Source organism: Nodularia chucula CCY0103 (genome assembly GCF_963923915.1).
GTDB lineage: Bacteria > Cyanobacteriota > Cyanobacteriia > Cyanobacteriales > Nostocaceae > Nodularia > Nodularia chucula.
On the sequence record NZ_CAWUOL010000116.1, the window covers coordinates 1 to 14,414 of the forward strand.

Consider the following 14,414-nt stretch of genomic DNA (forward strand, 5'->3'; position numbering starts at 1 on the left):
GTTTCTACTCATCACACACTGATCCCCGGTATGAGAACGCTGACAGAGTTGGTGGAAGAATGGTTGGACGTGCATCACGGTAAAACTCGCGCATCGTATCACAATACCATTCGCAAGTTCCTAAGTTTTACTTCGGTGGAGGCGATCGCCGAAATTCAGATCCGTCATGTTCGGGAATGGTTGGATTTCCTGCAAGAGGCAGACACGACTAAGGTTAAGCATCTCAACATTCTCAAGGCGTTTTTTTCCTATGTGACCAGTTTGGAGAAACCGCCGATTTCTCGTAGCCCTATCCCCAAGCAGTTCAAGTTGCCTAAGCCCAAGGATACTTTGGTTGAGCGTATTCTTACGCCGGAGGATGTGGATGCGATGATTGCCGCGACGACTGACAAGCGCAATCGGTTAATTTTAAAGACTTTGTATTTAACAGGGATTCGGGTGTCTGAGTTGTGCGGGTTGCGGTGGAAGGATGCGATTGCTTCTCGCGGTGGTGGTGGGCAGATTAATGTTTATGGCAAGGGTGGGCGCACTCGGCGAGTTCATGTCCCCCAGTCGCTATGGCTGGAGTTAATGTCACTGCGCGGTGAGGCGTTGAAGGATGCGCCTGTGTTTGCCAGTGCTGCGGGTAGACCTCTAGCACCTTCCCATATTGACAGGGTGGTGAAAAGGGCGGCGGCGGCGGCGGAATTAGAGAATGCCATGAATGTTTCAGCCCACTGGTTTAGGCACAGTCACGCTACCCATGCTTTGGATGAAGGTGTTCCGGTGCATTTGGTTCAGGCTACTTTAGGGCATACAAGTTTGGATACTACGAGTAAATATCTGCACGTAAGTCCTGATAGGAGTTCTGGAGAGGTTTTAGTTAAGCGATGGTCTGAGCCGTTTTAACAGCTTGTCAATACTGTCCTAACCGATTTGACGAAGGCAAATATTGTCTAAGCAATTTTTGAGGGGTACGTTCAACTAATCTGTCCCAATTCTTCAGACCAGAGAAACTGCATTTCCTCACAGGTAGCCAGTAATTCATCCAACTTGCCGATCGCTTCGACATTACCATCTTTAAGCACAACAATTTGGTCAGCTTGCTGTAAAGCCACCTGACGATGAGAAACAGCCAAACAAGTAAATTGGTTCATGGCCAACAAACCCTGCCATAAACTGCGTTCAGTCTCCACATCCAAAGCACTAGACAAATCATCAAACACCAACAACTGAGACTGGCGGACAAACATCCGCGCCGCCGCCGCCCGTTGAATCTGTCCTCCAGATAATTTAGTTCCCCTGGGACCGACAACAGTATCTAAACCATGTTCTAAATTAGCGATATCCCTTTTCATCACCGCCAAATGAATAGCACCAGCTAAATCAACTTGATCCTCCGGCAGTCCCAACAAAATATTATCGCGTAAAGTTTCGCTAAACAGTTGCGGTACTTGGGCAGTATAAGCACTCCGAGGAGGAATAAAAAAAGCGGCTGGGTCTTCAACTTGGTAGTTATTCCAGAAAATCTCACCTGTATGTTGAGGTAACAACCCTAACAGCACCCGCAATAAAGTACTTTTACCAGAACCAATCCGCCCAGTGATCACCGTCAATGAACCTTTTTTCACAGTTAGATTCACCTGAGAAATACCACACTGAGTACCAGGGTAGTAATAACTTAAATTCCTCACCGTTAGCGTTTCCAAATGTTGGTCTTGAAGGGGGAGGGGGGTAGGTTCTCTCCCTTGCTCCCTGCTCCCTGCTCCTTGTCCTCTTCCGTCTTGCTCCTTTTCCCCGTTGGTTGAAATCTCAACGCCAGTTCTCTCAAGTCGGGAAACCCGCCCACGAGACTGGCTCCCCCTTGTGGGTGATTTTTCCCCCTGCTCCCCTGCTTTTTCATTCTGGGGAGGTTCAAATAACTGGGGTAACTTACCACGCAGATAAACCGGCTCATGGGCAACTAAACTTAAAGGTGGTACACCCGGTATCAGTTCAGACAGTCGCAGCAAAGACACCTCAGTTTGAAAATAAAGAGTCAAAGACGAGCCGAAAAAGCCTGCAATCACTGCAAACTCTCCCAAATAAGTCACAAATAAAGCCAAATCACCCACTGTGAAAGTGTCGGTTGTAGTATTTTGGATGATGTGAGCTGCTGCTATGAGCAAAATAGCCGTACCCAGATTTGACAAATTGGTTAAAAATGAATTGAGTACTTCACTCAACAACAAATCTTTCAGGGCAGCTTGACGACGCACTTCATTGACTCCCTGAAGATATTCCACCACCCGTTTTTCGCTACCAGCCAGCTTAATTGCTTGTACTGCCGTGAATATCTCCCCTAATAACCCCGTTACTCCTCCAATTGCTTCCTGATTAGCTTGTCGATATTGACGGATGCGCTTACTAGCGAAATTAATAGTCGCAACTGTCACTACCAGAGGGGCAAACACCACCAATGCTAACCACAAGTTAATGCGAGATAAGACTCCCAAACCAATGATAATTGCTAAACCTTGGGCGATAGGGTCAAGAGAGAAAGTTAAAAAATCCAGAATTACCGTAATATCATCCCGAAAACGAGAAATAGCTTCTCCAGATGAACTCGGTAATGCTTGTGCTGCTGGTCGCTTCCAGATGTGAGTGAGTAAATGTTTACGTAGTAAAGTAGAGACATACATACGAAACACACCATCAGCAGTGATACCAATCAACATGAATCCTTGCTGTGCCACAATATTTCCCACCAATAAAGCCAGTAATGTCCAAACATTCACCCCGATGGTTGTTTCACCTGTGATGGTATCAAAAATCTCACGGATAATCAGTCCAGGTACTAAGAGGAAGAAGTAATATAAACCACTGGCTAATAATCCATTGGCTAGGTAAAATACGGGTTTGTAACGAATTAATTTTAGTAAGTATCGCCAAGTCGGAATTGTCATGTCGCTTTGCTTTGAATTTAGAAAAGTGTTCACTTCCCAAAAGCCTCCTCTAAGCCGATTTGCAGTAATTGGGCAAAGCGAGACTCAGGATTAGAGGCTAATTCCTGGCGTTGTCCGTACTCTAAACAATGACCGTCTTCTAAAATCATGATTTGGTCTGCCCGTTTGACTGTGGCTAAACGATGAGCAATGATGATGGCGGTGCGTCCTACTAACAAACGGTCAATTGCTTTTGTCAACAATTGTTCTGTAGCTGGGTCGAGACGGGATGAAGCTTCATCTAAAATTACTAAACCAGGATTTTTGAGAAACACCCGCACAAATGCTAGTAACTGAGCTTGTCCGGCTGATAATCCGCTACCACCAGGAGCTAGTAAAGTGTCTAAACCTTGAGGTAGAGATTGATACCAGTCCCCTAAACCAACTTCTTGAATCATTTCTTCAATACGTACATCGGGGATAGATGATTCAAACAAAGTCAGGTTATTGCGGACGCTGGCGTGGAAAAGTTGAATTTCTTGGGTGACAATCCCGACGTGTTCTCGTAGTTGAGTTAGGGGTATATCGGGTAAGTTGACTCCATCCAAACGAATTGTGCCTTGGGTAGGGTCGTAAAGTCGCAGCAGTAAACGGGTAATGCTAGTTTTACCACTGCCTGTGCGACCCAACAAACCAAGAATGCTGTTTGGTGATAACGAAAAGGAGATATCGCGCAATACTAAATCTGATGTGGTGTGGGTGTCAGGTTGGGACTGGGGATAACGAAAGTCAACATGGTGGAAACTGACGCTGAGTGCTTGCTGACTCAGAGTTGTTTGTCCTATGTCTGGAAGAGAACTTTGGGTGGTGAGTAATTCTCGCACTCGAATTAAAGCCGCACTAGCTTTTTGTAAGTCTTGTATTTGGCGACCAAATCTTTGAATGGGTTGTTGTAATAATTCGATGTAGCGATAGATGAGGTAAACTGTGCCGATGGCAAAGGCGTTATTCAAAAACAGTGTGATGCTAACGCCTAAAATTACAGCTTTTCCCAGGGTGAACAGACTAATCCAGATGCTAAATACTCCTGCACCAAAGGTTTGTGATTTTACCAGTTTGGGAAATAAATCGCGCGATCGCTCGTAGAATCTGTGCATGACGTAAGCTGTTGCACCATTGGCACTGATATCTTCTGTACCAGAAAGTCGTTCTCCTAAAAAACCAAACAAACTGGCACTGGAGGCACGTTCTGCTTGAAAATAAGGAATGACTATTTTATTGATATGTTCAGAGGTAAGTACTAGGATGACCACCAAGGCGATCGCTGTGATGCCAATACGCCAGTCAATGTAAAATAAAGCGATCAATACACCAATGGCGAAGATACTGTTGCCGCAAAAATCGATGATGAAACGCGAGAAAAAATGATTTAATTGACTGATATCACCATCTATGCGTTCAATTAAAGCACCTGGTGTTTGCTGATTGTGAAACGACATATCTAGTTGTAAGCAGTGCAAAGTGAGATTTGCCCGGAGTCGGTTGGTGGCGCGTAAGCCGATGTCTGCGGCGAGATAGGTTTCTAGCAAGGAAATGAGTTGGGTTGTCAAGGCGATGCCTAAGAACATCAGGGCTAATTGAATGAGGCGGGAGAAATCTGCCTCGGAGGTGGCTATATCAATAAATGCAGCTAAGATTTGGGGATTGAGCAACCGTAAGCCAATACCCAAGAGTAAGAGAATTAAGAGTAACAGTGATTGATGCCATAACGGTTGGAGATATTTGATTAATGTGGAAACATAGTAATTACGAGATATTTGCATATTTCTCAATCAGTAGTAATGGATTGACAGACATGACCCCAAAAGAAGAACTGATTCAAGCTATTGAGCGATCGCCTGATGAGCTTGTCTGTGCGCTTTTGCAATTACTAAACGTGTTACAGTCGCGGCGATCGCCTGAAGTTGTGTCACCCGTTGAGCAAAAAACAATACTGGAACGTATGGGAGGAGAACCCAAACAAATGCTTTCGGTCGGTGGTTTATCAGATCGTGATCGTCGCCGCGCTCTAATTGCAATGCGTTTGCAGCAAAAAACAGGCAAGATTCATGAATAATTCAGTGATTCTAGTGGATACAGGTGTGTTAGTTGCACTGTATGACCGGGCAGATCACTACCATCTTCAGGTCATTGAGTTTTTCAGTAACTATCGGGGAAGATTGATTACAACGTTAGGATGTGTTACTGAAGTGATGTGGTTGTTGGCATCAGATTATCGAGTCCAGAATGAGTTTTTACGCCATTTGTCTGACCATATCTATGAATGCGAGCAGCTTCAAAGTACGGATTTTGTCAGGATTACTGAGTTAAATGCTCAGTATTTTGACTTGCCTGCTGATTTTTCAGACTTAGCATTAGTGGCAATTTCTGAGCGTTTGAATATTCCAGGAATAGCAACATTGGATAAAGATTTTGATGTCTATCGTCGCTATCGTAATCAGCCGTTTGAACGGGTATTTTATCCACGCTAATACCTTTATAAATTACTGAGTGAAGAAATTTGTGATTCAGACTGTGATGTTAAATATTGTGGGGTCAACTTCATATCCTTGAAAAATATTTAGTACATCTGCTGCTTTTTCTAAAGGAAAATACCAGGACATATCTTCTCTAGACAAGCGCCATCCTGGAATTAATTTGGCTTTGTGCTGATAGTTTTTAATTTCATCTTTTGGTGTATAAACTACAATGTATTTTTCTTTCAATCCGATGCGATGCGTTTTTTCTTGAATATCAGGGGGTAAATCTAATTGCTGATGGGTTGATTTTTTGGTTTTGTCTGTCTTGATAAATCGAGGACATACCCAATTACTAGATATTGTCGGCCATCCCCTCTGTAGAGCTTCGGGACAAATAGTTTGCAGTGTGAATTTACAATCAATTAGTTGCAAGCCCATTGTTTCTACTTGTTTTAATCCTTGTTGAATAATAGAATTATTTTCAAACTCGATAATCTGATGACATTGAACACACACAATATGATGATGATAGCTAGATATAGTGTTGAATTCGTAATGTTTTTGTGCCTGTGCCAATTCTACTTCTCGGATAAGCCCCATATTAGTCATGATTTTGAGGATACGGTAAACTGTAGATAAACTCATTGTTTCCCCACGTTCTAGCAGTAACGAGTGTACTGATTCGGCGTTCAAATGATTACCTGTTGGCAGAGTTTGGAAAATCTCAAAAATTAATTGACGTTGAGGAGTCAATCGATAACCTTGAGCATTTAATTTGGTTTTTAAGGTCTTAAAATCGTCCATAAAAACAGCCCAGTCAAATCTTTCAGTGCTGGTAAAATTCAAGGATGTGGATAATTAGCTAATACCTACTTAATACCAATTCTCGAAATACGCACTTAGAGCTTACAGCAGATTTCGTAGTAGTAATACACAATGGCGGGCAAGACTTGTACTGAGCAGTTCGGCAAGCTAACTGTAACACTTGTCGAAGTATGCCCACCCTACAAGATTTACACTCTATAAGTCTGTACCTCATTTACTTGCAAAGCGCTGTATTTGCATAACATCACGTTATTAGTTGCGAATTACGAACTACGAATTACGAATTATTCTGTGGGGGTATTTGTGCGAAAATAGCAGGCTGCAATATTTCGGGAATTTGTTTCCAAACTACATTTCCTTTATCACTTTTGATATACAGTTGCATAAAGTCTAGTAAGGCTGTGGCACTTTCTTTAGGGGTGAGATTGACGAACAGATATGTGGCTTTATCTGGACTGGCGACGGAGACAACACAGCCATGATTGCACGCCCATAAACAGCCGACTGGTTGAATTTCAATTTCATCATCTGGGAATTTTTCGGTACATAAAGTGTTTAGTTGGTCAAGTAAAATATTGCCATCAACTGGGGGAGTTTCTGGTCTTTTTTCAGATGAACGGTGGCAGGATTTGCAGATGAATATCGTGTGTTTAGACATGATTTTAAGGAGTGTTGACGAGATATTTAAACAAATCATCAATTATTCTATTAGCCCCAAACGGACCACCAACACCCCAGTCAACTTCATAAATTTGTTTTTTTTGAAAAGCTTTTAATGTTGACCAAATTTGCTTTTTCAAAAACGATAAAGGTTCAGTATTTGATTTTTCATAGTCATCAACAAACAAAACATCTGCATCATGGCTATGTAACATTTCAATACTTGATATTAAGTGGGATTCTTTTTGATTTTGTTGGATTAATGGACGACTCAAACCTATATCATTAATAAGTTGACTAGCAAGTGTAAAATCTGTTCTATAGGTGTAAATGTTTTGTCCTTCAAGAGCAATCACAGATACGGTTATTTTCTCTAACTTTTCCCCTAATTGTTGCCGTAATTTTTTGATTCGCTCTTGATACACAACTAATAATTCCTCAGCTTGATCGCTTTTTCCTAGTACATGAGCAATGTATCGCAGCCTTTCCTTGAAATCTTGTAATTCGAGATGGTTGATTAATATTGTGGGCGCAATTTCTGAAAGCAATTCATAATAATTCTTTTGAAAATGCGTTCCCAAAATTAAATCTGGCTTGAGAGCAAGAATTGCCTCTATGGAGGGTTGGCCAATATTGCCGACTGTGGGGATATCAACAACTAACTCTGGAGGAATCCCCCGAAAACGCTCACCGTCATAAGGCGAGTAGGCACTACCAATTGGTTTTACACCCAATGCCAATACGGAATCAAGAATCAACATATCGTGTAAAACGATGACTCTTTGTGGTGCAACTGGAATCTCGACTTTACCTAAAGCATGGTCAACAACTTGTGTAGCTATTGGCGATCGCATTTTTGAGCTTGGTTGCATTTTTAGCTGGGATGTATTGCTGTGACAAGCTGCGATCGCTAAAATAGTCACTGTGATCACAAAGATGGAAATCAATTTGACAAGTCTAGAAGAAAAAGTCAGTTTCACTAGTAGCCACACAGTTAAAAGGTAATAGACACGGAACCCACAACAGAGAAAGGCGCACCAGGCATTACTCCACCTTCCCGAAACTCATTAGTTCCCACAAAATATTCGGTGTTAAACACGTTTTGAAAGTTAATTTGCGCTCTCCAATTATCTCGACGATAAAAGATAGACGCATCTGTTCGCAAATAACTGGGAACTGCGAACGAATTTACTAAATCAGCTTCTCGTTCCCCAACGTAGTATAAACCTAAACCAAATCCTAACCCCTCCAAAGTCCCTTGCTGAATCTGATAAGTGTTCCACAAACTAAAAGAGTGACGCGGTGTAAAGACAAACCGATTGCCCACAGGAATTCTATTATCTTGGCTGACAAAGGCATCTGTATAAGCATAGGCAGCAATCATATTCCATCCAGGTGAAATTTCCCCGGAGATATCTAACTCAACACCTCGACTTTTGACTTCTCCAGTCACAACTGAAAAACTTCGATTAGCCGGATCAGTTGTGGGTATGTTCGTTTTCGTAATATCAAAATATGCCAAAGTTGCACTCACCCTATCACTTAAATCAGCTTTAACACCCACTTCATACTGGGTTGCTTTTTGTGGTGGGGGTGCAGAACCATCTGCTAGGTTAGCTGTATTTGGCTGAAATCCTTGAACAAACGATGCGTACAGGGAAACAGGCTGTATCGGCTGATAAACTAAACCAACTCTGGGACTGAATACAGAAGTTGTTCGTTCTGTAGTTGTTGACGTGATTAAGTTATCAATTTTTCTTTGAAAACTATCAAATCGTCCGCCGAGTAATAGCTTCAAATTATCTGTAAAAGCAATTTGGTCTTGCAGGTAGAAAGCATAAGTTGTAAAGTTTTCATCTCGCTGGGTGCCAAATGGAAAGGAATCAAATCTAAATCTCTCTGTAGAGTAAACAGGGTTAAAAATATTAAACGGTGTATCAAGATCAAATCCATCAAAAAATATCCTGCGGTTACGGGTTTCTCTACCAAACTCAAACCCGAACAACAATTTATGTTCGATTGAACCTGTCTGAAGGTTTCCCGTAATGTCTAAATTATTGAAGTAAGAACTAACCGAGTCATCTGAGGTAAAAAATGACCTTGAAGAAAATTCTCCCGTGGCCTCATCGAAATTAGAATAACCTCCTTGCGCCCTACGCAAGTTACTCGATCTAGCAGCAAATGTGTTACGCACAGACCAATCTTGGCTAAAGCGATGATCAAATGTTGCACTCAGGTTATATCGTTGGAGGTCATCTTTCCCAAACGGATCTCCAAAATCCCCCGACTCACACAAAGCACGGCTTCTGGGAATGTCAGCCACTCCTCGTCCCACCGCCGGAACACCACAGATAAAAGTTGCACTAGAGTCAATGAATTCCAAATCAAGTGCTAACTTGGTGTCAGGAGAGATTCTCCACTCAAGGCTAGGTGCTAAGAAATATCGCTCTGAGTTGGCGAACTCTACAAAGCTGCGCGCTCTGTTATACGAGCCAACAAACCGATACAAAACGGTTTTTTCAGGATTGAGAGGTCCAGAAATGTCAAAAGATGGGCGATACTGTTCAAAACTCCCTACAGAAAAGCCTAGATTATAGTAAGGTTCGCTCAGAGGCTTTTTAGTAACTAAATTGATAATTCCCCCAGGGCTACCCTGACCAAAGAGTACAGAGGCTGGTCCTTTGAGTACCTCAATTTGCTCAATGTTATCTGTATTAGAGTTGTCATAGGCAAAACCACCAAGTGAAGTCCCATTTCTAAAAAATGAGTCAAAACTTGCAAACCCACGTAAGCGAGGGGAGGCATAATTTCCACCATAAATTTCTGAGTTAGTACCACTGACATTTTGTAGAGCCTCTGCCACGTTAGTAATACCCCGGTCTTCAATTACTTGACGTGGTACGACTTGAATAGAGGCGGGAATATCTCGTAATGGGGTGTCGGTTCTGGTGGCAGAGGTTGCATCAGGTACACGATAATTATCCTGCTGTCCGGTTACTATCAATTCAATCGGCTCATCACCCTGCGCTGATGGTTCTTCTTGCGGTATTTCGCTAGTTGGCTGCTCTGTTTCAGGCTGCATTGCAGTTGCAGCAGGTGTGAAGCCAAAAATCAGACCTTCATCACTGTCAAATAACTCAACTGTTGGCAACCTTGTTTCACCCGCTACCGTCACCCGAATCGTATTGGCATCCAGGTTTATCACCGTTATCTCACTAATCCCATCAACCGGGTTTTGGGAACTGAATGTAAATCCATCACCACTAGCTAAACGCAGTTGAGCATTGGGAATATCCGCAATAAAATTATTCTCAGCACTACGATTAGTGATTTGCAGTTGTTCGCCTTGAGTTGTTTGTAAAATCACCTCCACACCTTTTTCAGTGGGATTTGCTTGTACTCCTGTGACTTCAATTACAGCCTGCTGCTCAGGGGGGTTAGTCGGTGCTGGCGACTGCGCTAACATTTGGGCGCTAGTGCTGGGATGCTCTATTTGACTCAGTTGGGGGATTTCTCTAATTTTCCGAGATTGACGTAATACAGAAGCAATAGATTGACTCTGAGTTTGTGAGTTTGTTACCTGCTGGGCTGTTGCACTCATGGCACACACAAGCCATACAGAACTTGTGAGTAATAAAATTGGCGATAACTGCTTGGTTTTCATTGGCTACACCACACACCTGGCAAGACTAAATAATGCACTCGATTTTCAATTCCAATAGATTTAGCTTCCTATTAATCAGGAATCTATCTCAGTAAAAATGAGAATAAAGCATTTTTTGAAAATGAAGTTGCCCCAAACGGATTTTTTCTTGCCCCAAACGGATTTTTTTCGGGTGCAGCGAATGAACTCATACCCTACCCGCTTGTAATTATCGCGTGAAGAATTTTTAGCAAGATTTAGCCGCGAATTTTAGCGACGGAAGTCCCTTGGTGTCATGCCTGTATGCCGCTTAAAAGCCTGACAAAACCGACTGGGGCTAGTATACCCGACACGCTGGGCAACTTCGGCAATACCCAAGGAGCGATCGCTCAATAACTGCTGGGCTTGTAGCATTCGACAAGTATGCAAATAGCCAAATACCGTCGTGCCAAATAGATGTCGAAAACCTTGCTTGAGCTTGAAATCATTCAATCCCACAAGTCTTGCTAGGTCAATTAATGTGGGAGGATGTTCTAGTTCTTGTTGCACAATAGCTTTAGCCAGATGCAGTCTTTCAATATCTGCGGTGCGAAATTTCAAGTGTGTAGAGGATGTTTTCTGCTGTCCTTGTAATTGCTCAAACTGCAACACCAGTAATTCTAGTACCTTACTTTCCAAATATATCCGCTTAAATACCCCTTGATAGGGACAGTTAAGTATCTGTTGAATTGCCTGCTGCATGGCAGGTGTACTTTGATTGAGCGTTTGATGGAAGTTGGTGACAGATTTCCCCTCAATTAACAATTGCAGTAGGGATGAGGTATTGTCCCAACTCATGCCAAAAGACCGCAATCGTTCTAAATCTACCCTAATTCCCACACTCTTCAGGGTTTGTTCGGCTGGGAAATACTCAATCGAGCGCCCTTGTTTGATGTAGCAAAGGCAGGTTTCACCAGTTGTTTCCGAGCGATCTTCTTCAAACTGGATGCCGGGGTTAATGATGCGGCGATCGCCTGCTAAATAAAAGTTGGATAATAACACATCTCCCCCAATGCAATCATAATCTAACAATAGGGGTCGCCAATATTGATAAGTATTAATGCTAATGCTTAGTCCCGGATGTAGATTAATAACTCTTACTTCCCCTTGCCCCAACTGCTTGGGAATACTCCGCCGTCCCTCAAAATCATTCCACTGCCAAGGGACATCACCGCATTCTTCGGCTTCTTCCCAGAATGCATCATATTCTGTTTGAATGATCATCCTTGCTGTGTCTAGTGGCACAATTCTAATTCCTGCTGGGCGAAAGATAATCAAGTATAAATGTACACTTTTCAATAAAGATTTGCAATAATATTGTTCGATAAATTAAGTAGTCGTGCAAAATAAATTTTATATTTAGGAGAGGGAACTTTTAACTCTTAACAGGGAAGAATTACAGAGATTTTTGTTTTCAATAACGATGTGCAATTAATCTTGCTTGGGTACTTAAATAACATCTAAATCTGGTTTTTGACATCTCATTCTAAGCTCGACTTTATCCAAAATTCAAAAATTCGCTTCTTTATCTGGCAAAAACCCTGGCTTTTTGGCAAATACTTTTTTCACGTTACAGATTATCAATTAAGCTAAAAAAGTAAAACTACCTTCCTACATAGATTTCAGCGATAGCGATCTGCTTGCAGCAGCGCTGAGTGCAAAGCACACGCTCCGGGAACGCTATCGCGTTACGATGGTTAATGAGGGTAAAGTCGTTGGACTTCCAATAAGTTAAGAATCCCCTGCATTCTATGCGTGGGGAGTGTCAATTTAAGGCCAACACCAATATTCAAATGTTGAAATGAACTACGCGCATCCGGCTACGCCTGAGATGCACGTTTCCGATGCTTCATTTGAGCAACTTGCTTAAAGCTTCCGCACCAAGTAGAGGTTGACTCATCTGCATCTAAAGAGGCACGTTCCATGCCCCTTGCATAATTGAGCATGACCATTGCTGCGGCGATATCTCTATCACATTGGTATCCGCACTCTTCGCAATGGTGAACCCTATCTGCTAATGACTTTTTCTTTTGATGACCGCAATTAGGACAGGTTTGAGATGGCTTTACTTTAGTGGTTGGGATCTCGACGTAAAACCCTCCAGCCTCACCGACTTTGTACTTAATTAAGTCTTTGAGATGGCCAATCCCCACGTCTAACAAAGACCTATTTAGTCCTGTCTTCTGACGTTTTCTTTTACTGCCTTTTTTAGATTTACGAGTCATCCCTTTAAGGTTTAATTTCTCAGTCGCTACCAGGCTATTACAGCTAACTATCTGTGTAGAGACTTTGTGCTGCCAATCTTGTCTTTGTCTGGCAACTTTAGACTGTATTTTGGCTACAGCTTTATTTGCTTTCTTCCAGCGGTTTGAAGCTTTAACCCCCTTTTTGGGTGGTCTTTTCCTGCGACTGGTTTTAGCTATTTTGTTGATTTTGATTTGTGCGTTTTTAACAAATCTAGGATTCTCAATTGTATCGCCATTAGAATCAGCAATTGCATGATATACACCAAAATCTAAACCAATCGCACCTGTATCAGTTTGTGGACGAGTTGGAATACACTCAACAGTGGTTGAAGCATACCATTTACCCTGTTTGAAGATAATTGTGCAAGTTTTAGTTTTACCCCAATCCCTAGCCTGACCACGCATTTTAATGTTACCTAAGTTAGATATTTTTAGATAACCATTTTTGCCATTAGTGCAAGCTTTCCATCCTGAATTACAGGGATAAGTCCATCCCTTGTAATAACGACTAGATTTGAATTTTGGATAACCAGATTTGAGTTTTAAAAACCGCTTGAAAGCAAAATCAACACGCTTAACAGTATCCTGCAAAGCATGGCTACCCAGTTCTTTGTACTCCACCCATTCTTCTTTAAAATCAGGTAAACAATTTTGTTGATCAAAATAATCTACTGACTTACCAAACTTTTTATAAGAAGTTCTGCGATGCTCAACGCAAGCATTGTACAAATCCTTATGGAGTCGTCGCCAATAGTGCATTTTGTTGGCTTGCTCTTTTGATGGGTAAAGCCTAAAAGTAATTCGCTTGGTAGCCATAACATATCGACCTATTTGTTATATTTGAGTATGCTAATATTTTTGGGTGTACCCTGTCAATATGCAAGTCAGAAAAGGTTCTCACAGCGTTTTTAGTGTGAGGTTACACTTTGTGTTTGTAACGCACTACCGACGCAAGGCTTTAAATACAGAAATGCTCAACAGATTAAAGCAAATGATTGAGCAGGTATCGAATAAAATGGACTGCCAGTTAATTGAGTTTAACGGGGAGTCAGACCACATACATATCTTGCTAGACTTCCACCCGAAAAACTCTATTGCTGCTGTTGTTGGTAGCTTAAAAAGTGCAACAGCAAGAATGCTAAAAAAAGAATTTCCTCAAGATGTAAAAAAATATTATTGGGGAAAGGTTTCTTTCTGGTCTAATTCGTATTACGTTTCTTCTTGCGGTGGCGCACCAATAGATGTACTTAAGAAGTACATCCAGAATCAAGATACACCAAAAAAATAATTGGTAATTTTAGAGGCATCAAATCTCTAAAATTACCGTGCTATCCTTCCCCACTCCGCTTTACTGAGAGTGGGGAAGGATAGCACAAGAAGTTCAAGCCTCACTCAGAACGAATTTCTCCATGTAGCCGAATATGTTCAACCAACCGCTTGGTTTCACCACCAGCTAATTCTAGTTCCCTGAGATTACCCACCAAAACAAACAATTCCTTTGCTCTACTGACAGCAGTATTCAGCAAATTGGGTTTGCGGTTAAGGAACCAAAAACTATGCTCTTTCTGGCACTGGTAAG

General features: G+C 42.0%; 13 protein-coding genes. 4 read left to right on the forward strand and 9 right to left on the reverse strand.

Going from position 1 to position 14,414, the window contains the following annotated elements:
* Positions 1-888 (forward strand): tyrosine-type recombinase/integrase (locus tag ACM0OP_RS21710; RefSeq protein WP_414530489.1); only part of this gene is annotated, 888 nt, incomplete at its 5' end.
* Between the two features lie 71 nt (positions 889-959).
* Here the strand turns inward: ACM0OP_RS21710 and ACM0OP_RS21715 are convergent.
* Positions 960-2,924 (reverse strand): ABC transporter ATP-binding protein, encoded by a 1,965-nt coding sequence (locus tag ACM0OP_RS21715; protein ID WP_414530490.1) that lies wholly within the window; start codon positions 2,922-2,924, stop codon positions 960-962.
* A gap of 29 nt (positions 2,925-2,953) precedes the next feature.
* The gene (locus ACM0OP_RS21720; protein ID WP_414530491.1) at positions 2,954-4,726 is read right to left on the reverse strand and encodes an ABC transporter ATP-binding protein; all 1,773 of its coding nucleotides are present in this window, start codon (positions 4,724-4,726) and stop codon (positions 2,954-2,956) included.
* Between the two features lie 32 nt (positions 4,727-4,758).
* Between ACM0OP_RS21720 and ACM0OP_RS21725 the strand changes: the two genes are divergently transcribed.
* Complete coding sequence (locus tag ACM0OP_RS21725) at positions 4,759-5,019, forward strand: hypothetical protein (protein ID WP_414530492.1); 261 nt, start codon at positions 4,759-4,761, stop codon at positions 5,017-5,019.
* Positions 5,012-5,434 carry a type II toxin-antitoxin system VapC family toxin gene (locus ACM0OP_RS21730; protein ID WP_414530493.1) on the forward strand — a complete coding sequence of 141 codons (423 nt, stop codon included), beginning with the start codon at positions 5,012-5,014 and terminating at the stop codon, positions 5,432-5,434. Before ACM0OP_RS21725 ends, ACM0OP_RS21730 begins: the two co-directional genes overlap by 8 nt.
* A gap of 36 nt (positions 5,435-5,470) precedes the next feature.
* Here ACM0OP_RS21730 and ACM0OP_RS21735 read toward each other — a convergent pair whose 3' ends face one another.
* From ACM0OP_RS21735 to ACM0OP_RS21760, 6 genes are all read right to left on the reverse strand, one after another.
* On the reverse strand, positions 5,471-6,226 hold the full coding sequence (locus ACM0OP_RS21735; RefSeq protein ID WP_414530494.1) for a Fur family transcriptional regulator: 756 nt from the start codon (positions 6,224-6,226) through the stop codon (positions 5,471-5,473).
* 298 nt (positions 6,227-6,524) lie between these two features.
* A complete protein-coding gene (locus ACM0OP_RS21740) occupies positions 6,525-6,905 on the reverse strand; it encodes a DUF1636 family protein (protein WP_414530495.1) in 381 nt (126 codons plus the stop codon).
* Positions 6,906-6,909: 4 nt separating this feature from the next.
* The gene (locus tag ACM0OP_RS21745; protein WP_414530496.1) at positions 6,910-7,887 is read right to left on the reverse strand and encodes an iron-siderophore ABC transporter substrate-binding protein; all 978 of its coding nucleotides are present in this window, start codon (positions 7,885-7,887) and stop codon (positions 6,910-6,912) included.
* A 14-nt stretch (positions 7,888-7,901) separates the two neighbouring features.
* The gene (locus tag ACM0OP_RS21750; protein ID WP_414530497.1) at positions 7,902-10,571 is read right to left on the reverse strand and encodes a TonB-dependent siderophore receptor; all 2,670 of its coding nucleotides are present in this window, start codon (positions 10,569-10,571) and stop codon (positions 7,902-7,904) included.
* 249 nt (positions 10,572-10,820) lie between these two features.
* Positions 10,821-11,834: an AraC family transcriptional regulator gene (locus ACM0OP_RS21755; RefSeq protein ID WP_414530498.1), complete on the reverse strand. Its 1,014-nt coding sequence runs from the start codon at positions 11,832-11,834 to the stop codon at positions 10,821-10,823.
* A gap of 575 nt (positions 11,835-12,409) precedes the next feature.
* Positions 12,410-13,651 (reverse strand): RNA-guided endonuclease InsQ/TnpB family protein, encoded by a 1,242-nt coding sequence (locus tag ACM0OP_RS21760; protein WP_414530499.1) that lies wholly within the window; start codon positions 13,649-13,651, stop codon positions 12,410-12,412.
* A 61-nt stretch (positions 13,652-13,712) separates the two neighbouring features.
* Between ACM0OP_RS21760 and tnpA the strand changes: the two genes are divergently transcribed.
* Positions 13,713-14,123 carry an IS200/IS605 family transposase gene (gene tnpA, locus ACM0OP_RS21765; RefSeq protein ID WP_414530500.1) on the forward strand — a complete coding sequence of 137 codons (411 nt, stop codon included), beginning with the start codon at positions 13,713-13,715 and terminating at the stop codon, positions 14,121-14,123.
* Positions 14,124-14,223: 100 nt separating this feature from the next.
* Here the strand turns inward: tnpA and ACM0OP_RS21770 are convergent.
* A partial coding sequence (locus tag ACM0OP_RS21770; protein WP_414530501.1) for a hypothetical protein occupies positions 14,224-14,414 on the reverse strand: 191 nt, incomplete at its 5' end.